The organism is Bacillus basilensis (genome assembly GCF_050630465.1).
In the GTDB taxonomy this organism is placed as follows: Bacteria; Bacillota; Bacilli; order Bacillales; family Bacillaceae_G; genus Bacillus_A; species Bacillus_A basilensis.
In genome coordinates, this window is sequence record NZ_JBNTQO010000007.1 from 102744 (window position 1) to 127436 (window position 24693).

25 protein-coding genes and 2 pseudogenes are annotated in these 24693 nt (G+C 32.5%); 7 read left to right on the plus strand and 20 right to left on the minus strand.

From position 1 onward, the window contains the following. Positions 1-61: 61 nt before the first annotated feature. From ACQVV1_RS15975 to pagR, 5 genes are all read right to left on the minus strand, one after another. Entirely contained in the window at positions 62-1891 is a 1830-nt protein-coding gene (locus tag ACQVV1_RS15975) for an FtsX-like permease family protein (protein WP_431169111.1), read from the minus strand. A gap of 16 nt (positions 1892-1907) precedes the next feature. Beyond that, positions 1908-2669, minus strand: a complete 762-nt coding sequence (locus ACQVV1_RS15980; protein ID WP_431169112.1) for an ABC transporter ATP-binding protein — start codon at positions 2667-2669, stop codon at positions 1908-1910. 254 nt (positions 2670-2923) lie between these two features. Beyond that, entirely contained in the window at positions 2924-4000 is a 1077-nt protein-coding gene (locus ACQVV1_RS15985; protein WP_431169113.1) for a HAMP domain-containing sensor histidine kinase, read from the minus strand. Continuing rightward, positions 3997-4683, minus strand: coding sequence for a response regulator transcription factor (locus tag ACQVV1_RS15990; protein WP_431169114.1), 687 nt, complete (start codon positions 4681-4683; stop codon positions 3997-3999). Before ACQVV1_RS15990 ends, ACQVV1_RS15985 begins: the two co-directional genes overlap by 4 nt. A gap of 633 nt (positions 4684-5316) precedes the next feature. Continuing rightward, positions 5317-5616, minus strand: coding sequence for a transcriptional repressor PagR (gene pagR / locus ACQVV1_RS15995; protein ID WP_431169115.1), 300 nt, complete (start codon positions 5614-5616; stop codon positions 5317-5319). A 250-nt stretch (positions 5617-5866) separates the two neighbouring features. Here pagR and ACQVV1_RS16000 point away from each other — a divergent pair. Then, positions 5867-6724, plus strand: a pseudogene (locus ACQVV1_RS16000) (erythromycin esterase family protein); the annotation flags it as partial. Between the two features lie 60 nt (positions 6725-6784). Here ACQVV1_RS16000 and ACQVV1_RS16005 read toward each other — a convergent pair. Together ACQVV1_RS16005 and ACQVV1_RS16010 are read right to left on the minus strand one after the other, a co-directional pair. Further along, entirely contained in the window at positions 6785-8728 is a 1944-nt protein-coding gene (locus ACQVV1_RS16005; RefSeq protein ID WP_431169116.1) for an FtsX-like permease family protein, read from the minus strand. After that, positions 8700-9473 (minus strand): ABC transporter ATP-binding protein, encoded by a 774-nt coding sequence (locus ACQVV1_RS16010; RefSeq protein WP_431169117.1) that lies wholly within the window; start codon positions 9471-9473, stop codon positions 8700-8702. Before ACQVV1_RS16010 ends, ACQVV1_RS16005 begins: the two co-directional genes overlap by 29 nt. A 786-nt stretch (positions 9474-10259) precedes the next feature. Here ACQVV1_RS16010 and blaIII point away from each other — a divergent pair. Further along, positions 10260-11213 (plus strand): class A beta-lactamase BlaIII, encoded by a 954-nt coding sequence (gene blaIII / locus ACQVV1_RS16015; RefSeq protein ID WP_431169118.1) that lies wholly within the window; start codon positions 10260-10262, stop codon positions 11211-11213. Positions 11214-11355: 142 nt separating this feature from the next. Next, a pseudogene (locus tag ACQVV1_RS16020) lies at positions 11356-11549 on the plus strand (IS256 family transposase); the annotation flags it as partial. 230 nt (positions 11550-11779) lie between these two features. Here the strand turns inward: ACQVV1_RS16020 and ACQVV1_RS16025 are convergent. The 5 genes from ACQVV1_RS16025 to ACQVV1_RS16045 form a co-directional block, all read right to left on the minus strand. After that, the gene (locus ACQVV1_RS16025; RefSeq protein WP_431169119.1) at positions 11780-12163 is read right to left on the minus strand and encodes an RpiB/LacA/LacB family sugar-phosphate isomerase; all 384 of its coding nucleotides are present in this window, start codon (positions 12161-12163) and stop codon (positions 11780-11782) included. Positions 12164-12412: 249 nt separating this feature from the next. Next, positions 12413-13252, minus strand: a complete 840-nt coding sequence (locus tag ACQVV1_RS16030; protein ID WP_431169120.1) for a peptidylprolyl isomerase — start codon at positions 13250-13252, stop codon at positions 12413-12415. Positions 13253-13506: 254 nt separating this feature from the next. Beyond that, entirely contained in the window at positions 13507-14340 is an 834-nt protein-coding gene (locus ACQVV1_RS16035; RefSeq protein ID WP_431169121.1) for a MerR family transcriptional regulator, read from the minus strand. A 391-nt stretch (positions 14341-14731) separates the two neighbouring features. Further along, the gene (locus ACQVV1_RS16040; RefSeq protein ID WP_431169122.1) at positions 14732-14938 is read right to left on the minus strand and encodes a hypothetical protein; all 207 of its coding nucleotides are present in this window, start codon (positions 14936-14938) and stop codon (positions 14732-14734) included. A gap of 12 nt (positions 14939-14950) precedes the next feature. Further along, positions 14951-15076 (minus strand): hypothetical protein, encoded by a 126-nt coding sequence (locus tag ACQVV1_RS16045; RefSeq protein WP_431169123.1) that lies wholly within the window; start codon positions 15074-15076, stop codon positions 14951-14953. Between the two features lie 44 nt (positions 15077-15120). On the opposite strand from ACQVV1_RS16045, the gene ACQVV1_RS16050 reads away from it, so the two are divergent. Beyond that, positions 15121-15690, plus strand: coding sequence for a DUF4393 domain-containing protein (locus ACQVV1_RS16050; protein ID WP_431169124.1), 570 nt, complete (start codon positions 15121-15123; stop codon positions 15688-15690). Positions 15691-16034: 344 nt separating this feature from the next. On the opposite strand, the gene ACQVV1_RS16055 is transcribed toward ACQVV1_RS16050, so the two are convergent. The 5 genes from ACQVV1_RS16055 to ACQVV1_RS16075 form a co-directional block, all read right to left on the minus strand. Continuing rightward, complete coding sequence (locus ACQVV1_RS16055) at positions 16035-16241, minus strand: hypothetical protein (RefSeq protein WP_431169125.1); 207 nt, start codon at positions 16239-16241, stop codon at positions 16035-16037. 117 nt (positions 16242-16358) lie between these two features. Then, positions 16359-16568, minus strand: a complete 210-nt coding sequence (locus ACQVV1_RS16060) for a hypothetical protein (RefSeq protein ID WP_325097921.1) — start codon at positions 16566-16568, stop codon at positions 16359-16361. A 1274-nt stretch (positions 16569-17842) separates the two neighbouring features. Then, entirely contained in the window at positions 17843-18070 is a 228-nt protein-coding gene (locus tag ACQVV1_RS16065; RefSeq protein ID WP_431169126.1) for a hypothetical protein, read from the minus strand. Beyond that, positions 18049-18378 (minus strand): hypothetical protein, encoded by a 330-nt coding sequence (locus ACQVV1_RS16070; RefSeq protein ID WP_431169127.1) that lies wholly within the window; start codon positions 18376-18378, stop codon positions 18049-18051. Before ACQVV1_RS16070 ends, ACQVV1_RS16065 begins: the two co-directional genes overlap by 22 nt. A 14-nt stretch (positions 18379-18392) precedes the next feature. Then, complete coding sequence (locus tag ACQVV1_RS16075; protein ID WP_431169128.1) at positions 18393-18908, minus strand: hypothetical protein; 516 nt, start codon at positions 18906-18908, stop codon at positions 18393-18395. Between the two features lie 743 nt (positions 18909-19651). On the opposite strand from ACQVV1_RS16075, the gene ACQVV1_RS16080 reads away from it, so the two are divergent. The 3 genes from ACQVV1_RS16080 (at position 19652) to ACQVV1_RS16090 (ending at position 21143) form a co-directional block, all read left to right on the plus strand. Beyond that, positions 19652-20059, plus strand: coding sequence for a magnetosome magnetite crystal formation protein family (locus ACQVV1_RS16080; protein WP_431169129.1), 408 nt, complete (start codon positions 19652-19654; stop codon positions 20057-20059). A gap of 77 nt (positions 20060-20136) precedes the next feature. Next, positions 20137-20967 (plus strand): helix-turn-helix domain-containing protein, encoded by an 831-nt coding sequence (locus ACQVV1_RS16085; RefSeq protein WP_431169130.1) that lies wholly within the window; start codon positions 20137-20139, stop codon positions 20965-20967. 11 nt (positions 20968-20978) lie between these two features. Beyond that, the gene (locus tag ACQVV1_RS16090) at positions 20979-21143 is read left to right on the plus strand and encodes a helix-turn-helix domain-containing protein (protein ID WP_431169174.1); all 165 of its coding nucleotides are present in this window, start codon (positions 20979-20981) and stop codon (positions 21141-21143) included. Between the two features lie 506 nt (positions 21144-21649). On the opposite strand, the gene ACQVV1_RS16095 is transcribed toward ACQVV1_RS16090, so the two are convergent. From ACQVV1_RS16095 to ACQVV1_RS16105, 3 genes are all read right to left on the minus strand, one after another. Then, positions 21650-22363 (minus strand): metal-binding protein ZinT, encoded by a 714-nt coding sequence (locus ACQVV1_RS16095; RefSeq protein ID WP_431169131.1) that lies wholly within the window; start codon positions 22361-22363, stop codon positions 21650-21652. Positions 22364-22745: 382 nt separating this feature from the next. Next, on the minus strand, positions 22746-22931 hold the full coding sequence (locus tag ACQVV1_RS16100) for a hypothetical protein (protein ID WP_431169132.1): 186 nt from the start codon (positions 22929-22931) through the stop codon (positions 22746-22748). Between the two features lie 332 nt (positions 22932-23263). After that, positions 23264-24373 carry a M12 family metallopeptidase gene (locus ACQVV1_RS16105; RefSeq protein WP_431169133.1) on the minus strand — a complete coding sequence of 370 codons (1110 nt, stop codon included), beginning with the start codon at positions 24371-24373 and terminating at the stop codon, positions 23264-23266. Positions 24374-24693 lie beyond the last annotated feature (320 nt).

The window sequence follows — 24693 nt, forward strand, 5'->3', positions numbered from 1 at the left end:
CAATTCTTAAATTATAAAGTCGAAAATATTGAACGATCTATAGTTAAAAATTATATACTTATTACTTCTCTTTCGGAAGTACAATTCTTTTATATAATTGAACTGTAATTAAGTAGTAAATCGAGTAAATCACTACAAAAATAACAAGTGGTAACCAAATACGAGAGTACGGATTGATTAAAAGAGGACTAAACATGTTCATACCAACTAATATATGAGTAATCCCGACAATTGCTGGGAATAAAAATATGAAGAATAACTCTTTATAAATTGATTTTTTTAATAATTCTCGGCGGACACCAATTTTATGAAGCATTTGATAACGTGTTACATCTTTTGATGCTCCCGACAGAACTTTAAACATTAAGCAACTTGCCATCATTGCTAAAAATGCAATTCCAACGAAGAAACCCATAAACATTAGTCCGCTGGCAAAATCATGACCTATAATATATGCTTGATACTTACTATCTAATTCTTCCGCTTTCACATTTTTATATTTTTCTATCTGTAATTCATCAAGTTTTTTCCATTCTTTTATGTATGATCCAAAATCATCTGTTTTCCCTATAAACACAGTACTGTCTTTACCCTTCAATCCATTGTATATGTTTTGATCTACAATTTTTATTTCATAATCAGGATATAAATAATTTGGCTGAATCGTTCTGAAAGCCTGGATCCATTGTTTTGTATATGTCTCTCCTTTAGCCCGTTTTATTGAAAATGCACCAATGGGTAATTCCTCTGAAACTTTCTCTATTTTCATAACTTGTATGAAAGGGCGATTTTTCTCTACATCTTCTTTAAGATAATAAACATACTTATCATCCACTTTGTAATGATATTCTAGTTTTTCTTGAAATAAGATACCACCCAAAATTGTCTTTTCTTCCACTGTTGGATTATGAATGACTGAATCGTAAATTTCTATTTGATCTGTCATTTTTAGGATGTTGTTTTTAAATGCCATACCACAAGCGATTCCACCAGCACCAAGAGCCACTAAGATTGCTACTGTTGCAAGCACATTTGTTAGACCATTTATACGGAAATTTAATTGTGCAAAAGTAAAAGCATTGAGGCCTTTTTCACTACGGTTTTTATTACTCTTTAGCTTGTTAATCATAACTGGGAGAAGTGATCCAAATATTAGATAAGTACCAACAGTTGCTGAGATTAATCCAACGGCCATTAATCCCAAACCAATTAGAGAATTTGCATATGACATATAAATCAGTGATGCATAACCAATACCTAATAAAAGAATACCAAAGAATGCAATTACAACGGTCATTTTTCCTTTTATGACAACACGTTCTGTTTGTTTATCTGCATGTACAAGTTGAAGTACAGAAATACGAGAAAATTTAATACTATTCATAATTGCCGATAATACAAATAATGCAAGGAAGAAGACGCAAGTAATGGCTATAGATGGCAGATAAAATGCTTTATAACCTTCGCCAGAAAACTCGAGTTGCTTCATTAATAGCTGACCGATACCTTCTGCAAGTCCTACACCAATTGTAATTCCAATCAAAAGAGATGTGCCACCTAATATGATTGTTTCGATAAACATAAGTAAGGTAACTTTATGTTTTTTTGCTCCTAACATCATATACATACCAAATTCTTTTTGACGAAGAGCTGATAAGAAAGAGTTTGCATATAAAATATAGAAAAATGTGATAACCGCTAACAAAAAGGAACCAATTTTAAATACAGACACAATATCCCTAATAGAAGAGTTAGATTCAAGGAACGTTTTATTGGATGCTAGCGTTTGAAACATATAAAAAGTTGAAATAGAGACAATAAGACCAACAAGTAAAACAATATAATCTTGCAACTTACTTTTTAGGCCTGACATAGAAAGCTTAAATAACATGATTGAACTTCCTTCCTTACGCTTTTTGTGTGCCTAAGTTTGCAAGCACATCTAAAATTTCTTTATAGAATTCTTCACGGGCACCACCGCGATGAATTTCTTTATATAATTCACCATCTTGAATGAATAAAATACGCTGACAGTAACTTGCGCTGTAAGGATCATGCGTAACCATCATAATGGATACACCTTGCTCTTTATTTAAGCTTGTCATGGCATCAAGTAAACTCGTTGCATTTTTAGAATCTAGAGCTCCAGTTGGCTCGTCCCCTAAAATAATTGCAGGTTCATGAACTAACGCACGTGCTGCTGCGGAACGTTGCTTTTGTCCACCAGATACTTCAGAAGGATACTTTTGAAGTATAGCTGAAATGCCTAACATATCAGCTACTTTTTCTACTTTCTGTCCAATATTACGCGATGAAACGCCTTGAAGTGAAAGTGGGAGTGCAATATTTTCATATATAGATAGATTCTCTAATAAGTTAAAGTCTTGGAAAATGAATCCTAATTTTTGCGACCGGAAATCAGAAAGCTCACCTTGCTTCATTTTCGTAATATCCGTACCTGCAATTTCAACAATGCCACCTGTTGCTGTATCTAACGTTGAAATTACATTTAATAATGTTGTTTTACCAGAACCAGACGGCCCCATAATACCAACAAACTCTCCCTCTTGAATCGAGAATGATACGCCTTTTAACGCGTGGGATTGATTCTCACCTTTTTTACCGTACAATTTTTGAATGTTTTTTACATCTACAACTGGTTGTATCATATATATCCTCCTACGTTTGTTTTTTCTATTTGATTACAATTAGCTACTATTTTTATTTGCTACTAACAAAACAGTCATGTTGCATCCACCCTTAAGCTACTATAAAAACTTTCATTTTATCTTCTTCACTCACCTCATCACTTTGAATACACCCATGATAAACTATGAAAATTAGGAAACACCCCGTAAAATCCTTAAGATTTCTTAAGTTTTTATAAAAAAAGCTTCTGGAATCTATAATTCCAGAAGCCATTCTATTTAATTGGATGTTCAACAATAAAGGACATCCAGCCGTCTTTATATTCTGCATGTATATTACCCTGATGAAGTTCAACAATTCTTTTTGAGATAGCAAGTCCCAGTCCATTTCCTTGATCATTTTTTCTTGCCTTATCACCCCTGAAAAATCTTTCAAACAATTTATTAGGGTCGCTAACAGGCGGCTTCTCGACTTTATTTGATACTTTCAAAATTGCTTTGTTACCTATTAGTTCAAGACATACGGATAATTCGGATGGTTTCATGCTATACTTTATCGCATTCATAAACAGATTTTCATATACACGTACCATTTTTTCAATATCCATGAAAATAGGTATTGTTTCTTCCGTGATTGATTTTTGAACGCTTAAACTTTCTTTTTCAAATATAGGAATGTATTCTCCAACTATTTGTTCCAACAAACCTGATAAATCAACTTCATTAAGGTTTAACTTAGCATCTATACCTGATAAACGAGTATACTCAAACAGCTCATCAATTAAACATTTCAGTCTCTGTGACTTTGAATACGTGGTTTCAAGGTATTCCTGTAATTGTGTGTTACTGTTGTATTGCCCTCTTTTTAATAAATCTATATAGCCAATAATAGATGTTAAAGGTGTGCGTAAATCATGAGATACATTGGTGATAAGTTCATTTTTTGTACGTTCTAATTGTCTTTCTTGTTCAAATGTATTCTCCAATTCCTTGGACATATAGTTGATATTTTGAGCAAGTTGGGTCAATTCGTCCTTCCCCTTAATCCCAATTGTTAAGCCCAGTTTTCCATTTGCAATATCATTCACATTTTCCGAAATGAGCTTCAAATATACTATTTTCTTGCGAACCAATAGCAAAAAGATTACTATAAAGTTTAAGATTGCGAACGTAAATAAGAACAACATTGCGAGTCTCACTTCAAACAAGCCAAAATCTTCGTGTTTTATAAAGAATGGATCTATGACGTATTGCACAATGAGGATTGTTAAACCAAATGAAATAAAAAAACTAACTGCAACAGCACCAAGAAGTTTTATAATTATCCTATTTCTAAAACTAACATTCTTCATATTTTATACCCAATTCCCCAAACAGTTTTAATGTAAATGGGATGTTTAGAATCCTCTTCAATTTTGTCTCTTATTTTTGTAATATGCACCATGACGGTATTGTCTGATTTATAAAAAACCTCTTTCCAAACTGCTTCATATATTTTTGCTACACTCAGGACAATCCCTTTGTTACGGACAAGTAGTTCGAGAATATCAAACTCTTTTGGAGTTAGCCTAGTTTCTTTTCCCCTTACCCATACTTGACGAGTATCTGAATTCACGGTTAAGTCACCAATTTCTAGAATGCTTTTATTATGTTCTATTAATGTATTGTATTTTTTAAACCTTCTTAATTGGGATTTTACCCTAGCAATTAATTCCAATGGGTTAAACGGCTTTGATAAATAATCGTCTGCACCAGAGGCTAGACCCTGAATTTTGTCTATATCCTCAGATTTTGCAGATAGCATAATGATAGGCATATTGCGATCTTCCCTAATCTTCATACAAGCTTCAATACCATCCATATTTGGCATCATAATATCTAAAATAATAAGATCAAATTCCTTTTCTTCTAACAGTTGTAAAGCTTCCAAAGCATCTTCTGCCTTTTGAGTTTTCAGACCTTCATTTTCCAAATAAACAGAGATTAGATTTCTAATCTCCTTATCATCATCAACAATAAGAATTTTTGACTCCATATTATTCCTCCACATTTTTTCTCGTATTAAACAATTAAAGATATAAGCAGGTGAAACATTTCTACCTTCTCTATACTCTAAACATGCAAACGTAAGACAAAAAATAACTAAATTGATATCGTTCCCCTAATATCTTGTTCAATTTTTACCGCTGACCCATATACAATTAATAATTCCCCTTCTTCTTTAAATTTTGTTTTTAGTAAAAAATAAATTTCTTTATTATTTGCCACTATTAATAATCTTGAGATTGCTTCTATTAATTAATTTTTCTATGATTGTACTTGGACTATATTTAACAATTTAATTTACTCTCTTCAAATTAATTCCTTCAATCATTTTGTCTCCAAGACACTTTGAATTTAGAAGGACTGCAACAACTGATTTCCAGTTCATTATATTTAGAAATATGAAAACAGATTTTTTCACTCTTAATCCCCCACTGCTTTGACTCCATAATCATACTCTAGAGTCCAAACCTTAAGAAAAAAGGGTAAAAGTTCTTAAGAATTCTTAAGCTTTCTACAGCATTTTATCATAAGAATATATGGCCATTCTTAAAATGTTCACTATTCGCCAATCATTGTAAAAGTATTTATTATAAATGATTCTTTAAATGGTAGGCCTAATATTTTATTGTAGCGGTCCTAATAATCCCATAATATCTTCTGCCTTTTGGTTTTCGATGCTATAGTAAATTTCCAATCCCTGACGATTTCCTCTTAGAACTTTCCCTCTCATTTTAGATAAGTGTTGGGAAACTGTTGATTGTGGAATGTTTAAAATTTCGGTCATTTGGGTTACATTTAGTGTTTTATGTTTTGAAAGCTCATTGATTAGTTTTAAACGCATTGGGTGTGCCATAAGTTTTAAAAGCTCTACATCCTCTTCTAAAATCGTGTTCTCTACATGCTGATTCGCAAATCTTGTCATAGTATCCGCTCTCCCTTATTTGTTTTCTTCTAACTTAACTTCCATATTACATAATATTAGTATGTTCGGATGTTTAATGTTAAAAAATGATACTTAAAGTATGCAACTTTAGTTTGTTCTAATAGTGGGGTTAATGTGTGGTTTATATGAAGGTTTTTAATTACCCTTGCATATAACGTTTTACTCCTAAACCTATTCCTTTGAACTACCCCCACTTTCACTTCTAAACGAAGTGAAAGTGGGGGTAGTTCAAAAATCTTCATTCCACTCCTATGCAAATGAATGGTTGCAAAAAGTAAGTCCTGAAGCGGCGAGTGAATTTAATGCAGCAGTGTCAGAGTTAATTGAACTGAATAAGTATTACGATCCAAAGAAAACATATCCCTATGATCAATTTAAAATGGAAATACAGCCCATAATTAACAAGTTAGAAAAGGTTAGAACATTTATTCAAAATCATAAATCTGAATTGACCCAAGTCGCACCTCTTGCTTCCTATGATGTGAACTTTCTGGAGAAATCTATTAATATACGGATTGATGCGATTAAAACGCATTTCGATGCTGTAATGAAAGTTAAAGGTGGTATATACTCACCTAAAATTGCAGACTACGCTACCTATATTCGAGGTCAAAAAATGGCACAAAATTTCGCATGGCTCACCGAAATGCAGTATAAAAACAAAAAAATTATTGTGTGGGGGCATAATTATCATATTCGAAAACAAAATTCAAAAATGATATTAGACTTTATGAAGGTGCAGCAATACAATTATGTTGGCCCAAATATGATGAGTTATCTTCCACAGCGCATCAAAGACCAAATGTACACGATTGGTGTATTTGCGTATAATGGAAACAGTTATATTATTCCTGTACATAATGAACATGAAGAACAAAGCGCAGAAAAAATAATCAGCACGGTGGGAAGTCCCCATGTTTTTGTTAACCTAAAGGGAGAAAGTAACCGAACAGAAACTTCATGGATATTTACTCCTACTACAGCAAGTTATTGGGGAATAAAAGATAAAGAAGAAATCATGATTCCGACAGAACAATATGATGGCATTCTCTGGTTAGAAAAGACGACGCCTTCTGTACTGAAGTAAATACAAAAGCATCCTTACAATATAAGGATGCTTTTACTTATATTTTTATAAATTCTTTTTCTATGAATACATCTTTGTACATATACGTTTTAAATAGTGCTTTCTAATGATAAGGAAGTAAATAATTTGCATACAAATAAAGCTTATTAATACAACAATTGAGCTCTGAATAACGGACATTTCCTTACTTACTGTTTGTCCTAATTGATGAAACGTTAGAAATGCAAAACTGCTGTGAAGCATAGCAACTACAATCGGTAAGAAGAATAGTAGCATCATTTGTCTTGTCACAATTTGCTTCAACTCACTTTGACTTAAACCTAATTTTGAAATCATTTGATACTGCTCTTGATCACGTACTAAATCAGTAAATAGACGGAAATATAAAAAGCTAAGCGTAAATACGAAAAATACAATCCCCACCATTACACTTGAAATAGAAAGTAATCCGTTTTGTTGTTTCAATTCAATCCATTTTAAATACAAGGATGAAAAGGCATAATAATCCTCTTGATTCGTACCAATAAACTTCGTAAGGTTTGAAGAAATCGCACTTGTTTCAGACCAATTTTTAACGATTAAACCGTATATCGTGTAATCTCGGAGTACGCCTTCTTCTTGAACAATTAGAACCTTATTATACACAGCATCAGATACAATAACAGGGCTTTCAACCATTGCTAATTCTGGGATATAAATTGATTTTTTTACAGAAAGCGGAACCTCTAGATCACCATGTTTTATAACAAAATCCGTTAGTTCTTCTGCACTTTTTTCTTTCTTATTTAGTCGTATAGCAATGCTATCATTTTCATTTGTTAATTTCTCAATTTTATACCCTAAATTTTTTGCGTATTCATTATACGCAGAAAGACTAATTAACGACAATCCGTTTAGTGATCTTTTAAATTTTGTTGCTACAAGGTCATAAGAAAATCCAGATTCTTTTAATTGTTTTTTTATCTCTTCAATATGGGCTTTTTCTTGTGTATTCCCCTTATCAGATCGATAGGTAAATGCATATGGGGTCTCATGTTTTGCCAATTCAGGATTTGCTATAGCTGTACAAACTCCAATCGCTGTAAAAGAAACAGCGGAAATAATTGTAACGATAAAGAACGTATTTGCATTATCTTTCATTCGATACATTAATTCTGAAATAACAAGGAGATTGGTTCTATTAAAGAATGTAGTTTCTCTATTTTTTAAAGTGTGTAACACATATACACACAATTGAGTAAAGAAAAAATAGGTTCCAAATACAATTAATACGACACCTACTCCTACGAGTAGGAATAATTGATTCAAAGTCATGTAATCTACCGCGGCAATACTGTGGTGGACGCAGGAGTAACCCGCTCCCAATAAAATAAATACCAACAAGGATATCCAAACAGACACTTTGGGTTCCGTTTTTGGCTTTTCCTCTGATTTTATGAGTTCTACAAGCTCATTCATTTTCACCATTTCTGATGTAAACAATGAAATAAGTAAAAATAAAACAACAAAGGACATAGCTGTTACTACCATAGCCTTTAATGGAAAGTAAAATGCTAACGTATGCTCTACTCCTAATAAAGACCCACTAACTAGTAAAAACAATTTAGAAAAAATTATCCCCAGTCCGATACCTACTACTATTGAAGGGATTCCAATCAACATATTTTCGAAAAAAATTAATCGATGAAGCTGCTTATGAGACATTCCTTGTAACATTAATAATCCAAACTCTTTTTTTCTATTTTTTAAAAATGCACTAACAGAATAGAAAATAAATAAGAAAGAAAAGACAAAGATTAAATAATAAGATAAATGAAATCCAATTTTCCCAAATGTACTCATGATGGTACTTACATGAGTCAATTCGCCTTGTAGGCTCGGGTGAAAGACAAGTACCCCATAAGTGAAAAAAATCAATACCGCAAATGTACTACTAAAAAAATGACCAAGATATATTCGTTTATTCCGTAAAACATTATTGAATGCGAGCTGTCGAAAAGTCATGTTTATTCCCCCCTAACATAGAAAGACTATCCATAATATTTTTATAAAATAATGGACGGTCGTCATTGTAGCAAACTTCATTATATAGCTGTCCATCTTTAATAAAAATAATACGGTCACAGTAACTTGCAGCAACTGGATCATGCGTTACTAACATCATTGTTGCCTTCTCTTCTTTATTTAATAGTGTTAATATCTCCATTACGTCTTGAGAAGCTTTAGAATCTAAATTTCCTGTCGGCTCATCGGCAAGAACCAATTTAGGAGAGTGAATGAGTGCACGGGCAATCGCTGTTCGCTGCGCTTGCCCTCCTGATATTTCATATGTTCGTTTATTTAAGATTTCGTTGATTCCTAATTTTTTCGAAATAGATTCTACTCGTTTATTTATTTTCTTCACATTCATGCCATCTAATACGAGCGGAAGAACCATATTCTCTTTTACTGTTAATGTATGCAACAGATTAAAGGATTGAAAGACGAATCCTAATTCCTGTCTGCGAAATAAGGCCAAATCATTAACCGAAAGCTGATACGGATTTTTACTATTAATGAATACACTACCTGATGTTGGTGAGTCAATAGTAGATATCATATTCAATAACGTTGTTTTTCCACTACCCGACGACCCCATAACCCCAACAAATTCCCCTTCTGTAATTGTTAAATTAATATTTGAAAGTGCTGTATGTGAAACATTTCCTGTGTATTCTTTACTAAGTTCTTTTACTTCTACTATTTTCATATGAGAAATCCCCTCCAATTTTATCTACTAAGAATGAGATTTGATAACTAATGCCTGCCTACATTTTGACTTATTCAAAATACGATTAATGTACTACTTATTAATAATTTGTTTCAGCTTTTCTTATTTAAGTTGTCATACTTGTACGAATGTATTAAGCACTAAAATAACTTGCTATCGTACCTCAGGATTTTTAAGCATGTTTCTGTTTTTCATTGTAGTAGTATGGTTGTTTTTCTCATATTGAATTATCTTTCATTTTTCTTACACGCTTGAAATATTTCTAAAAATACAGTCTATGTGGCCAAGAAACATAATTTTTTTGAGAGATAGCATTGAGGAATTTTTCATATGCACTGGACTATATGCTACTAGATTTCCGTATAGATTTTATTTGCAATTCATCGTATTTTCTTTACCTATAACCAATTTCTTCCGATTCTTAAAATGGAACAAATTTATTACTTAGAGTGTCTATTACGTGTATTCCTAAAAATATGAAAGGACTTATAATTACCAAAAGTAAAGTGATGTAAAAAAGTGTGTATTGAAATACAGCATTTAAATGTTACGAGTTTAATACTTTCACAGGTGGACTATTACAAGTGTAATTAAAAAAAGAAACAATCCAAACAGCGTCTGTTCATTCATTTAAACTTTTTAATTCTGCTTAACCTGTTAAAATTCAACTTCAAAAGTATTGTTATCCTATACACACTTTAAATAACATCGGTATTTAAAATATCAAAACAAAATCTATATATTCTTGAAAGAGGTTGAAAATTTATGTTCGTTTTAAACAAGTTCTTTACCATTTCATATTACAAAAAGATTGCACCTGTCTTATTACTTTCATGCGTTACACTAATAGGCTGTTCCAATAGTAATACTCCATCTGAATCACCTAAACAAACGAAACAAACAAATCAAATTAAACAAGAAATTACTGGAAATGATTCTTTTGCTAAACTTGAAAAAGAATATGATGCCAAGCTTGGTGTTTATGCACTGGACACAGATACGAATCAAACTGTTGCTTATCGATCAGATAATCGTTTTGCATTTGCCTCTACATCTAAATCATTAGCAGCGGGAGCTCTTTTACGTCAGAACTCAATAGAAGCTCTTGATGAAAGGATTACGTATACGCGAGAAGACCTTTCTAATTATAATCCAATTACTGAAAAGCATGTGGATACAGGAATGACGTTAAAAGAACTTGCAGATGCTTCTGTTCGATATAGTGACAGTACGGCACATAATTTAATTCTTAAAAAGTTAGGTGGTCCATCCGCATTTGAAAAAATATTGAGGGAAATTGGTGATACTGTTACTAATTCCGAGAGATTTGAACCTGAATTAAATGAAGTAAATCCAGGAGAAACACATGATACGAGTACACCAGAAGCGATAGCTAAGACACTTCAGTCATTTACATTAGGAACTGCACTTCCAACTGAGAAACGTGAACTATTAGTAGATTGGATGAAGAGAAATACAACTGGAGATAAATTAATTCGTGCGGGCGTACCAAAAGGATGGGAAGTAGCTGATAAAACAGGTGCAGGATCTTATGGGACAAGAAATGATATTGCAATTATTTGGCCACCAAATAAAAAACCAATTGTTCTTGCAATACTTTCTAATCATGATAAAGAGGATGCTGAATACGATGATAAACTTATTGCAGACACAACCAAAGTCGTGTTAGATACTTTAAAAGCTACGAATAAAAAATAATAGATTATTGGGGCGTGTAATATAAACCGTATAAGTAACCTGTCATCCTAGATAGAGGGTTGCTTCACGGTTTTTCTTTTTCTAAAATTATTAAGAAGGAGTGGTTACACTTATAGTTAGATAGAAAAGAGATTCAAAATCTGTGAAGTTAGCTCAATCAATTTTTGAAGCTTACCAATCGGAAACTTTGGAAACTGTTGAAGATATTCAAGAGGCTTTGAAAGACATCGGTGGACCTTTGTTTAAGGCAATGGTTCAGGGCGAAATGAATCACCATCTTGGTTACGATTTAAACTCAAAAAACGGAAAGAACACGAAAATTGTCGTAATGGGTACCCACACTTTGGATACCTAAAGTGCCACAAACTTTGCGGTCATTTAGTAGCACTCCGTATCCAACCTCACTTTCAACCCATACCTAAAGACTATGTGTTTTTTTGTTGGGGAAGGACTGTAAAAGAACCCCATAACAAATGGAATGGCGGTCATATCCCCCAATTGGTCAATTTTGTTGAATCAACTTATGGTTAACGTTAAATTTGCCAAACTTATATAAAATACAGAATTTACCTATCGTGATTTAAATCCGTCGTTTGTTCAATAAGATAATTTGATATATCTGTGTTGGTGCCATTCCTCAAGAGGAATTTCACTAAATCTTGTTTTTGAAGAACAGGATTAATAACAGTTACATCTAACTGACTTAGAATCTGAACGATGCCATAATGTGAAAAACCCTTGATTGCTTTCAAAAGTTCTGCATCACGTTTCTTTCGTTCGGCGGATTCTTCAGGATACCCTGTATTGAACGGTTCTTCAAAAAGTTTCTCAAGCGTGAAGCGAAGATTTAGTTCGCCCGCCCAACCGAAGTTCAATCCAAGTGGCAGTGATGCACAGTTTCCGTTATTTATCCTAACAAACAATGAGTTTTTTGTTAAAAGTTCACCCAAAATTTCATCCTGGGGATAGTTATATTTTCGTAGCTTGATAGCCATGTGGTAAGATCATTTATTCAATATAAATATGACAATGCTATAGCTAGTTTTTGTATAAGTAAATAATTAAGTTATAAAATGTTATAATAAAAATGAAATAAACAATCCTACTTATTTTTAAGGCAAGTAAGTAGATTTTATTTCATTAGTGTAAAGCTATGTACAAAAAAATAACCCCTAGGGGTTATTTTTTTGTACATAGCTTTATTTTTCAAATTCTTTAAAAGTATCTTTTAAATCTTTATCTGTTATTTTTATATCTGCTTCCTTAAATAAATCTTTAAAGAATTGTTGTTGCCATTGTTGATCTTGTGAGCGCTTCTGTTCCAATTCCTTACGAATATTATCTTTTTCTTGATCAAAAGGTTTTAACTCTTTTTTCTCTGTTAATTTAATAATATGGTAACCATAAGAAGATTTTATTGGCTCACTTACTTGTCCAACTTCTAATTTATAAGCAGCCTCTTCAAATTTAGAATCCATTTCACCTGGACCAAACTCAGGTAATTCTCCATCTTTTTCTTTTGAACCAGGATCTTCTGAATATTGCTTTGCTAATGCTGCAAAATCTTCTCCATTCCTTAGTTTTTCTTTTATTTCTTTCGCTGTTTTTTCATCTTTTACTAAAATATGACTTGCCTTTAATTTTGGTTTATAGTAATCTTTCATTTCTTTTTCCGTAACTGAAGCTTTAACTGCTTTTTCAAAGGCTATTTGCGTTTTTATTTTCGTTTTAAGATCCTCTTCATCTTTAGCACCAGCTTGTGTTAAATAGGCTTTAAAATTATCGCCCATTTGTTTTTTTAATTCTTCAACCTTTTTCTTTGCTTCATCATCTGAAACTTTATATTTATCTAGTAAAATCTTGTCTAACATTACTTGTTGTAAAACAGGTTTTCCTGCTGTCTCTTTTAACTTTTTATTAAATTCTTCTTGTGTTAAATTTCCTGACTTTGATGTAACAAGAGTATCTGAATTGCCACATGCAGATAATAATAAAATACTACTCATTGCAGCACCTATAAAAATATTTCGTTTATTCAATGTTTTATACCTCATTCTATAAGTTGATTTATAGTCTAGTATATTTCATTTCCTTAATAAAACAAAATTTTTATACGAAATAGATTTTGTTTATTTTCATTGAATATGTCATATAGATTCACTTAAAACAAAGGTTTTCAACCTGCTTTTAAGCATAAGCTAATGGCTGGAGTGAAAGATGTTATGATTTTATAAAAGTGGACTAACAACACTTCTTAAAAAATCATACTAAGCACATTTTGATTAATAAATGCTCATTTCTTTTGATGTTTCGATTTTTCTTCAACAGGAATTTGCATATTCATAATTATCTGTCCTTCTGGATAAAACAGATTCAATTCATGTAAATCTGTTTCAATTACTTTACATGATCTAAACTGTAAACCATTTCTCTCTATATAATCTGTAATATTTGTATATATTTTACGTCGTACTTCATCCATTTGCTCTTCTGTACATACGTAATCAACACAAAGATAATTACCTGCAGGTATACTAAGAATATCAACATGCTCTATCTCTGTATCATTCAAAACAGGATAATAAACTGATAATTCCAGATCATCATTGAATAAATTCTTAATAGGACACATTGTTATAAATTGTTCTTGAAAAAATTCACCTTGCTTAAAAATAGAACGAAATTTATTAAAAAAAGATTTTACACTATTAAAATTTTCTCCTTTGATGTGATAATATTTTCTTTCCTCAAAATAGACACTCTTAATTTCATTGAAATTGCTACTTTTATTTTGAAGGAGATCGAGGAGCCTAGTAATTTTCTTTTGCATTTTCATAAATCGATAAATTTCAGTTTCAATATCATCTTTTTTGTTCTGTAAGATATTTATATTGTTTATTATATTTCTCTTATTTATTACTAAATCAATTTCTTCAATTGAGAAACCTATATCTTTACAAAAGAAGATATGGCTAATTCTCTGTAGGTCTTCATTTCCATAAAGTCTATAGTTATTTTTACCTACCTTTGGCTGTACTAACCCTTTTTCTTCATAGAATCGAAGTGTTTCTTTCGTTGTATTAAAAATCTTAATTACTTCACTTTTTGTTAATTTATAGCTATCCATCTAATTGTATTGCCTCCTATAAGGATTAATATTCATACTATAAACTATGTGGTAACTACATAGTCAATAAATAAAAAGAAAGTCCTTTTAACCCAAAATGGTGGTTTAAGGAATTTTATTTATATCTATCAAGACCGACTGAAGTATGTTTAAAATCCAGTCCCAAAACAAAGTATCATAACAAACATCAAACACCGTTTATAGAACCTTCTTAACGTACGGAAAAACCAAGTTTTTTAAATGAAAAATTCCTTAGCGTACGAAATTCGCGTTATGTTGGTGGAACCCCATTGCTATCAAGCAAAGCTCGTACAACGCCAATTAAAGTAGAGGTTGTTTCTTTTTTATAAAATTTATGTGTAGGGAACCTAATGTTTTTGAGACGACCTATTTATTGAGAATGATGTTTCAATCCAGCTAAAGTCGCTTCGATAAGCATTTTCTCTTCTTCTCCGACTTGAGTTAACAACTTATCAACTATACGTCTATTTGTGTTAGCCAGCAGAAGAACAGCAATATTTGCGATACCACTAACATAAGCTGTTGCATCCTTACTTTCGCCATTCATTTGTATGGAAAACGTAACGTTAGTGTTCATGCTTCTTCACCTCTATTTTTGTTCGTTGTGTTCGTTTGTTTTGTTAGACTTCAACATCGCAACGACACTAGATAAGCAAAAGAAAAACAAACCAATAAACCAAGTAGTTAACCAATGATTCTCATAAATTACTTCCATTTTTACCCGCAATCTTTCTTATTTCTTTATAATGTAATAAAAGGATGCGAACTACTATCGAAATTTACTTATTCCCAAAATTTCTTGATGAAGCTGTAATGCCTGTTGCCAAAAAAGCCGGAAGTACTCTATCCTCGATTTGGACAATTGCTTTTGGAGGAATAGATATTTATGCCGAAAAAACTCAGCTAAAGCGAGTGCGTTCACTAAATCAATTTAAGGATGAACTAGAACAGGCTGTATCATCTATTCCAGAGGAAAATATAGTTGAACCGCCTTTGCATATTGTGGGTTCCAGCTTAGAAGCAGCTAAATATTATTTTGAAAATGATGAATTAAGAAAAATGTTTGCGAACCTTATAGCAGCTTCTATCAATAGTGATATGGCTTCAAAAGCACATCCATCATTTGTAGAAATAATAAAGCAGCTCTCTCCATTAGATGCAATGAATCTCAAATTATTTAAATCTAATGGTAGATTCCCTATTGTACAATACGTATACACTAAAGCTGATAAACATGGTAGCAAACCCTTCAAAACTAATGTATTTTTAGAAAACAAAAAAATTGAAGATATTGATTTAAACGCAGCTTCCATTTCAAATTTGAATTGATTAGGGTTAATTTCAATTACCTATACAGAGCACTTTCTTGCGGAAGAACGCTATATTAAATTTATAGAACATGATTTATTCAGAGAAACTAAACGAGAACTAGATGCGAAAAATAAAAATTTAGACTCTGGATTTATATCTCATACTGATGTTGGTATTCGAGAACGGATTTCAGGAATTACTCCGTTCGGTGAACACTTCAGTGAAATATGCATTTAATAAAACTACTTATCCTCTTCTGAAATATGAAGGGGATAATCTCTTTCAATCCTTATCTTTCCTTAACAACAAACAAGACGCCACCCAGATCACGGCAGCGCCTACGATAATTGCTATTGGTTTAATCATTGAATTACTTTAAAACACTCATGCACAGTTAAATTTCCAAATTGGTCGTATTCAGCTGCTACTGTTTCACCACAAATGAATTCCCATGTATCATCATTTAATTTAACATCATATTGTTCACCTTCACGGAATTCTTGTAACACTTTCCCTTTATTGTCACTAATGCTAAAATCCTCAGTTACTTCTACTTTAATTTCATTCATCCATTCATCCTCCTAACCAAATGTTCATTTTGTTCAACTTCACGTTTAATGTGTAATTTCTACATAACAAAGAAAAAAGCACCCGTTTTGGATGCTATTTCTGATTTTTGATACTTTTTAAGCCTCTTTCACAGTTACTGTAACTTCTGCTAAATCATCGCTATTTGTGTACTTATTGATTTCTAAACTTACTTCGACAACTTCATATCGATCATGTCCTATTTTTACTTTTTTATTTTTTTCTAACACTGCAATTAATCCTGCTAAATCATGGCTGTCTATTGAGGCTTTTAGGTTTTTCTTTTCGTCTTTAAAAGAAACAAGCATATATACCCCTCCTCTCCAAATCTATCTATTCGACAAAAAATTTCTTCATCCTTTTATCTGAATAAATAAAAATTATCACCGAAGTGACAGCTTTCAAGGGGATGGGAGAAAAGAGAGAAAACAACTGGCAATAAGTATCTCTTCATTTAAGGTTGATGTGAGGTACTCTCAACCTTCTCCAAGCCACCACATCATGTAATGTTTGAGCTCTTATTAGCTACGCGCTTTACGTTCGGTGACTGGGAGAAGACTAAGAATCTTCTCGTTTATACTCCGTAGAGTCGGAATGAACCGGCCTCGAGTCAATTCATTCCTGTTTGATTAATCTGCGCTCAGTTGCGCCGGGGAGCTGGTCCCAAAATAACTAATTATCTTTTTCCACCCTGTGAAATGGATAATCGATAACGTGAAAAGGAAGTATTTTTATCAAGACGTATGTGTTTATTCCGACGCCTTGTTTAAACCAATATACAAGGAGGACAGTAGACTGTCTATATTGGCTCAAACAAAGAGCGGAAGCTCTCTGCCCTCGTTTTGGTCATTAATAAGAATCGTGAGTAATTACTAATGTGTGAGATCACGTATACTGTTTTTGATTTTCATAATGCAAGCGTTACTCATTCAAGAGCAACCACCCCATTCCATTTTCAAGAACAACATTAACAAAGAATACAGAGTATTATATTCACCATCAACCCAGAGGACATGGCGGTCTCTGAGCTGATTACTAAATACAATAGAAACAGCATGACGAATGCGAGTTATCTCACACCCGCCACACTGGAATATGTTATTGTTATACATTCATTGGTCTTTTCGTCTTAACGCGGGTTCGTACCGCCTTGCCCGCCCTACTATGCGGTATACGTTACCGTGACATTCTCGCATAAGAACGTTTGACTAATAGGTGTACTAATCCTCTTCGATATAATGGTAATAGTTATATAATGATATTACCCTAACAATAGGAGTGATAAAAATGAATGATACATTCCGTCTTGTAGCTTTTACCATGATAGGAATCAGTGCTTTATTTTCTTTGATATGGGAGTCTAAAAAACAGAACTAGAAAAAGATAAATTTTTAATAGTATTCGAATCTTTGGTTCTTATAGGCGTTGCATGGATGTTAATAGGTATTTTCATGTAACTTACATAATAAATAACTCTCCCCCCTGAATAAAACTCAATATTCCGTAAATACTATAGACACATGGTTATCTTTCCTCTGTTTTTCTTGGGTGAGCAGTTAGCTTTCGCTAGCTGCTCTTTTATTTAGAACAACATCATCTGTCCGCTCTTATTCTGCTCTTCCAATTCCTTTACTCTCTTCTCGAGCCTTTGTATTTCTTGATTTAACAGATGGTTCATTTTATTGTTGTTATTCCTTGTTTTAAGGCATCTCTCGTGAATCACGTTGTCATGTTGATCAAGTATCCATTCATCTTCAAATACCCAATCTTCACAAATAGGACATTCAGCTATGATACAACCAGACGCCATATCCATTCTCCTTTTCTACTAAATGAAATTTTTATTGTTTTGTATATCTTCCTGATCTGTGCCTCATTGAATCCCTCGTACACTGTAAACACTTCAGGAAACTGACTCAAACACATATCAATAATCATGTCATCAGTTGTTCTAACAAAAAAGTATTTAACCTCACCCATGTAATCGTTGTGCAAGTAATAACTCCTAATCTCGCAATGGTATCCGTTAGCTTCCAAGACTTCATACAGTTTAATTTTTGTTTCATCCATTTCAAATATTGATAACTGCCCCTCCACGATATCTACTTGTTCAATCATTTCTCTATTCCCCTTTACGCTCGTTTTTTATTCCAAAACGCCTGAGTACCTTTAAAACTAAATGGACTAGCTTGATATCCTCTCGATGCCGCCTGTGACAGTATAAGGACTGGTGTATTAATCGCAACTTCTACACCCCATTTCCAGCGTCTAACTCTACACGGCAGCAGTTCTCTTGAAATACCATTTCGCTTTGCTTGCTTCGCCTGTTCATCTGTAAATACAATATCTGTTTTCTTTGCTCTAGCAATCTTGATTGCTTCTTTATTTTCTATTACCGGCTTCGTCGCTGCTTCTTGGGGATCCCAACCTCTTTTTCTACGATCCGCAAATGTTCTATAGCAAATCCCATGCTCCACGGCTATATCTTTGTATTCCTTCCATCCAGTTCCCTTTGGAACTGGTTTAGTAATCGCTATTTCCTTTGGCCAGCCGTACGAATATACGCGCTGGCGCAAAGTGTCATTACTGATGCCGTTACCTTCTGCTCGTTTAAAATCTTCTGGAGTAATGTAGTAGTCGTTGCTCATGCTCATTCTCCTTTTCTAATCAAATGACGTTTTTGTTCGAAATGATGCCATATATATTTGGACACATTTACCAGTGTTTTTACCAAAAAATTCATGATATGGTTAATTAGTCGAGTACGTCATTACTTGACGATTACCCTTAGAGGCCCCGCAGACAATCGGGGTTTCTTTTATTTAAATAACGATTTTGTTCACTTTTATAGCTTACTATTCCTCATAGTTGTGTTTTTCTTCTAGGACTTTTATAAAGTTAAAGTGTCCATCGAGATAACAATCATTGATATAACCCCAAAAATATATTTCATTAACTTCGCTTAAATTAAAATTTTCATTTTTTCATTCAACCAAGTTCATAACATATTCTTTTCCTCCGATAAAATAATGATTAGGTGCCCCATGCACATTTTATCCACTGGAAATAATACCTTTTACGTACTTACGTATTAGAAACTTCATTTCTACTTTTTCTGTAATAGCAATTTTGTTCACCTTTTTGATACATTTATGAAACATTCATATGTTATCTTCATTATGTTCTATTCTTTTTAAAGAACCATGTGAGAATACCAAAACAAGAAGTCCTAGAGCCCTAACTCTAGGGCTTCTTGTTTTTAAATAAGGATTTTGTTTAATTGAATACGTATCCTTTTCGATACCCTATTACAATTAATTTTTATGTTATAATTATCTACGACACATATTATAATAGGCACAACAAATCTCATACATATTGGAGGATCTTAATGATCCTAACTCAAGAAAAGAACATAAAATTAATTATGCATTTTCTTACCGTATTATCTTTTTTTATTCTTATCTTCTTTAGTGTCACAATTTTTTATATACCATTGATTTTTTATTTCTTATGCAAATCACAAAACATTCGAAAAAATATTCTTGAAGCTGTTTTTTACCAACTATTCATTTGGATAATTACACTGATTTGGAATCTATTCGTAATAAGAATCTTAATGTTATCTTTATTTAATTTAGACTTAGCTTCAAACAATACTTTGATTATTTTGGGAATAGCTCCTCTATATCTAATACTGCTTCTTTTGTTAATTTTCGGACCTATAAAAGGAATTTTATATGTGCTACAAGAAAAAGACTTTCATTATCCTATTATTTCTAAATGGATTAAAAAATAAAAATACATGTAGAAGAATTCTGATATGCTCCCTCTTAGATAAAAAATAAAAATCTGTTTATCTAAGAGGGAGTTTTTATGTCACGAATAAAATATTCTAAAGCTGAAAAATTGGCTATTTTAGTTCTTTATAAAGACGGTCAGCATTCAATAGCTGATATTACTGCTAAATTTTCAATTGATTCTGGAACGATTAGAGACTGGAAAAGAAGGTATGAATTGAATGGTGAAGATGGTTTAACAGACGCAACCTCTTGGAAGTCGTATTCAAAAGAACTAAAATTGGCGGCCGTTAATGAGTATCTATCAGGACGTTCCTCATTACATGAGGTCATTCAAAAATACGATATATCTAGTACTGCCGTTTTGGGAAAATGGATTAAAAAGTATAATAGTCATAGAGAATTAAATGATACGGGTAAAGGAATGGCAAAATCTATGACAAATACAAGAAAAACAACATTAGAAGAACGAATTCAAATTGTAAACTACTGTCTACAGCATCAGAAAAACTATCAACTTACAGTCAAAGGCTATGGTGTTTCTTATCAACAAGTATACCAATGGGTCAAGAAGTTTGAGGCAAATGGTGAAGAGGCATTACAAGATAAAAGAGGCCGAAAGAAAGAGGAATATGAATTAGCAGTGGAAGAAAAATTTAAACTAGAAATGAAACGTTTAGAACGAAAAAATGAACGATTACGTGCTGAAAATGCTTTTTTAAAAAAGTTAGAGGAACTCGAAAGGAGGCATCGTTACCAAGTATTCGTCTACAAAATAAATATAGAGCGATTCAAGATTTACATGCGAACGAAAATCTGCCAGTCATCCTTTTATGTGAAATTGCCAGTGTATCTCGTGCTACCTATTACAAATGGCTACAGCGTACGCCAACAGTTAGAGAGTTAGAAAATGAAGCGATTCTTCAAGATATCCAAGCGATTTATGAACAAGTGGGGGGCATTTATGGGTATCGAAGAATGGAATTAAATATTAATAGGAGATACCATACAAAATTTAACTATAAACGTATTTATCGTTTAATGCACATTGCTAGATTACTGTACAAAGACATGAAAGTCTAAACTAATTAGACAAGAAACTCTAAACTAAAATTTTTTAGATTTTATATAATATCCATTTAACCTAATGTTAAACCAAATAAATTCGAAAGAATATAATTTATTTAAAGAAAAATCCCCAAAAATATGAATTTTTAGGGATTAAATGCATTATACGTATAAATGGTTTACCACTTGTTTTATTTTTTTGTTGATATTAGTAATTAAACGAATTTCTTCTGCTTTTAGTTCAGTTGATTTCACGTTAGGTGAATACCCTACTTCCACCAACAATTCTATTGCAACCGCATCTTTACAAGCCCGTTTACCGAAGTGTAGGATTACTTTTCTCAATTTATTTGATTTAGTACAATTACTAAAATATCTACCAAAAACATGTATAAATCACTTGTTATTATAAAAGAGTATTTTTTTATAGTTAACTTTTGAGTATTAAACAATGCAATTCTAGACTGATAACCTTTGAATTTTATATATTGTTCAAAGAAATAATCATGGTGACTCCTAATTTAATGCGCCATCATCTCGTGCGCAATATCATGTCCATTCATATCCGATGGGTAGTAGGTAGGCCAGTGTATGACTTCATCGAATACAGCTTCACGATTGTCACCCCAATACAAGTGGTAGTGATCAGCTTTATTCGGATAAATACCATGATCACTAAATTGAATATACTGAGGAACTCCTTCTGTTTTTTCTGCTAGTTTAAATATGTATCTTACACCTCTATTCCCTGCATCATATGTCAAAAGTTTGTACCCATCATAGATATATTTACCAGAATATTCTTCTTTGTTTTTGTAGAATGTTACAGTATCTCCTTGAATCACGATACGTTTGACATCTGTTTGATATCCTTCATTATAATACTCCTTATATTCTTTGGCTGACATTTTACCTTTATGTTTCGCTTTGTAAGCAAATACCTCATCAAGCGTTCCATCTTGTAAATATGGATATACTGATTGCCAGTCTCCTTTCCAATCGGAGAGTGATCGATCCTTCACTTGGTTGTCTTCGAAATACCCTTCATAAATTTTTTCTGTTGCTTCATCATGAGCATGACTATGATCATGACTGTGATCGTGTTCATTTTCGTGTGTATGACTTTCAGATGTTTGCTCTTGCTTTTTAGATGAACCTGAAGTCTGACAGCCTACTAACACTAACATTGAACTAATAGTTAATATACCTAACGTCTTTGTAAATGCAATTTTCATTATAAAACCTCCATTTAAATCGTAATGATTACGATTTAAATTATACATATGTCTTGTGTAAACATCAACTGAAAAATAATCCAATATTAATAAATGGATTATCCTATCTGTAAATCTTTGGAGGCTATTACAAGTATGGTGCAAAAGCTTCTGGACAATTGCAATTAGTCTATATAACCACTTAGCTTTTCATTTTAATTTCTACTGATATACTCAGGAAACTTAATAAGATGAAAGTTAACTATCATCTTGTTGCATTATTACTGGCTAAGTAGTTTAGAGTTTCTTGTCCCGTTATTAAGACAAGAAAGTACCTACTAAACTTATGATATTGGCTATTTTCCAACGTTTGTTCATGGGATTATAGTTTAGACGAGAAAGTCTAAACTTCCCACTCTGATAAACACGCTAAAGAAGCACCTGTATTGCTACCGATATCAAGAATGTTAGCGTTATCGCTTAATGGTAGGATTCCGCTTAATGACTGTCTAAGTAGCGCTAATCGACTGGATAAAGGATTTCCTTGTTTAAGTCTTGCCACAAAATCAATGTAATTCCATTCATTCATGAAAATGTTCCTTTCATTGTTATGATTTTTCGTTCTTTTATAACATTTAAAGTTTATTTAAGCATTTACTAGTTGGCATTCTATTCATTTGGTTATTGGTTAATCTTTTTTCATAAAACGGAGGATTCATTTACAACGCAAAGAACCCATTTTAACTAATCCTTTCTCAAAATGGGTTCGCTATATTAGATATGCCTTTTTATCTTTAATTAAATCCTTAAATACCCTCCACAAATGAAAAATGCGATTTTCTTTCTGGAGAATTATAAGAAAGGATAGCGTTTTTGTATGTTTATTTCTGTGTCTGATGAATTATAAATGTGGTACTAGCCCTACCAATACATAACTGATACTTCACCTTTTCTTTCACTATAATAAACACGAACACGTAATATATAAGATTTCCCCTCAATTAATTCGACATTTATATTTGCATTATGATCTTCACCACTATCATCATCACCTGCAACATACAATACTTCATCAGCAACTTCTTCAAATAAAACGATGACAGAATCGGAAGTACCAAAAGTAGATATATTATATTTTCTGGTTTCGTTTGGTTTAATGATGAAATTCTTCTGTTCTCCATTATTTAATGTGAGTTTGCTACTTACTAATAATGGAAGTTCCTCTGAGTCAGCATTATCCATTGGTGGGTAAAACGTTCTGACCCACAACTTATCTCTCTCTGAAAAACCACCAGCTGGAGTTATCCCATTTCGATATTGCTCGGGTTTTTTGATTAGTCCAGGGCCAAACGGATAGTGCATAATAGAATTGGGATCCCAATTAGAGCCTTCTTGTATGGTATCTGGAGCTATTTTTCTGATTATATTATGATAGGTTTTTTCTCTATCCCACTCATTTGGAGGTTTAGCTAAGGCAGTATATACAGCTTCTTCATCCCATTCAATACCTGCTTTTGGGTTCTGATGTTCATGAGGAAACCCTAAAGTATGTCCGATTTCATGAATGGCTGTATCTATTTCTGAAGGGTTTCTTGTTATATCCCATCCAAAATTCATGGTTCTTTCATCTTTGCTTATATCCAGATCAATAATATCTCTTCCAATGTACGACCAAGCACCATTACCTCTCATAAAACCTATTCTTATTTCGGCCTCATCTCTTGTTGCTACTTCTTTAAATTTTATACCTATCCCTAGATCTTTCCATTTCTTAAAAGCATTTCTGACAACGTTCTTTTCCTCTTCATTTGTAGTCCATGGTTTCCATTCTCTCTGCCCATTATTTAGATCTACATATTTACCATCCGTTTCTTTGTCAAAGAAATAATAATGTAACACAGTACCATTTACCCATTTTTGATCAATGCCTACTATAAGCTCTCTTCGATCGGGATTAATATCTGCTTTAAATTCTCTTGCAGGAACTATCGGCATCGAACAATAGTTCTTATCTTTTTTTAATTCGCTCATTTAATAACCTCCATGTATAGGTATTAATTATTATGCTGATTTTATTGTTTTCATTTTTTTATAATAATATACTTTATTCTTATTAGCTTGGTAGATACGCCTCTTACACACCAAGCTAACAAGAATAAATGGACAATGACATGAAGATTTAAACTATTTCTATAAGATATCTAAACAATCAACAGCTTACATATACTTTAGATTAAATAATGGCTCATTCGCATGAATATTTTATTATTAGCTAAGTAGTTTAGAGTTTCTTGTCCTATGTTCAAAAATTTTAGACTTTCATGTCCCGTTAATGGGGTTCAGCCGAGATA

Coding starts and splice junctions, on each gene's coding strand:
- ACQVV1_RS16080 (WP_431169129.1), top strand. CDS start 19,652: ATGATCCTAACTCAAGAAAAGAACATAAAATTAATTATGCATTTTCTT.
- ACQVV1_RS16010 (WP_431169117.1), bottom strand. CDS start 9,473: ATGAAAATAGTAGAAGTAAAAGAACTTAGTAAAGAATACACAGGAAAT.
- ACQVV1_RS15975 (WP_431169111.1), bottom strand. CDS start 1,891: ATGTTATTTAAGCTTTCTATGTCAGGCCTAAAAAGTAAGTTGCAAGAT.
- blaIII (WP_431169118.1), top strand. CDS start 10,260: ATGTTCGTTTTAAACAAGTTCTTTACCATTTCATATTACAAAAAGATT.
- ACQVV1_RS16055 (WP_431169125.1), bottom strand. CDS start 16,241: ATGAATGAAATTAAAGTAGAAGTAACTGAGGATTTTAGCATTAGTGAC.
- ACQVV1_RS15985 (WP_431169113.1), bottom strand. CDS start 4,000: ATGAAGAATGTTAGTTTTAGAAATAGGATAATTATAAAACTTCTTGGT.
- ACQVV1_RS16075 (WP_431169128.1), bottom strand. CDS start 18,908: ATGAGCAACGACTACTACATTACTCCAGAAGATTTTAAACGAGCAGAA.
- ACQVV1_RS16100 (WP_431169132.1), bottom strand. CDS start 22,931: ATGAATGAATGGAATTACATTGATTTTGTGGCAAGACTTAAACAAGGA.
- pagR (WP_431169115.1), bottom strand. CDS start 5,616: ATGACAAGATTTGCGAATCAGCATGTAGAGAACACGATTTTAGAAGAG.
- ACQVV1_RS16045 (WP_431169123.1), bottom strand. CDS start 15,076: ATGGAAGTAATTTATGAGAATCATTGGTTAACTACTTGGTTTATTGGT.
- ACQVV1_RS16065 (WP_431169126.1), bottom strand. CDS start 18,070: ATGGCGTCTGGTTGTATCATAGCTGAATGTCCTATTTGTGAAGATTGG.
- ACQVV1_RS16060 (WP_325097921.1), bottom strand. CDS start 16,568: ATGCTTGTTTCTTTTAAAGACGAAAAGAAAAACCTAAAAGCCTCAATA.
- ACQVV1_RS16070 (WP_431169127.1), bottom strand. CDS start 18,378: ATGATTGAACAAGTAGATATCGTGGAGGGGCAGTTATCAATATTTGAA.
- ACQVV1_RS16040 (WP_431169122.1), bottom strand. CDS start 14,938: ATGAACACTAACGTTACGTTTTCCATACAAATGAATGGCGAAAGTAAG.
- ACQVV1_RS16005 (WP_431169116.1), bottom strand. CDS start 8,728: ATGACTTTTCGACAGCTCGCATTCAATAATGTTTTACGGAATAAACGA.
- ACQVV1_RS15980 (WP_431169112.1), bottom strand. CDS start 2,669: ATGATACAACCAGTTGTAGATGTAAAAAACATTCAAAAATTGTACGGT.
- ACQVV1_RS16035 (WP_431169121.1), bottom strand. CDS start 14,340: ATGGATAGCTATAAATTAACAAAAAGTGAAGTAATTAAGATTTTTAAT.
- ACQVV1_RS16050 (WP_431169124.1), top strand. CDS start 15,121: ATGCGAACTACTATCGAAATTTACTTATTCCCAAAATTTCTTGATGAA.
- ACQVV1_RS16095 (WP_431169131.1), bottom strand. CDS start 22,363: ATGAAAATTGCATTTACAAAGACGTTAGGTATATTAACTATTAGTTCA.
- ACQVV1_RS16105 (WP_431169133.1), bottom strand. CDS start 24,373: ATGAGCGAATTAAAAAAAGATAAGAACTATTGTTCGATGCCGATAGTT.
- ACQVV1_RS15990 (WP_431169114.1), bottom strand. CDS start 4,683: ATGGAGTCAAAAATTCTTATTGTTGATGATGATAAGGAGATTAGAAAT.
- ACQVV1_RS16085 (WP_431169130.1), top strand. CDS start 20,137: ATGTCACGAATAAAATATTCTAAAGCTGAAAAATTGGCTATTTTAGTT.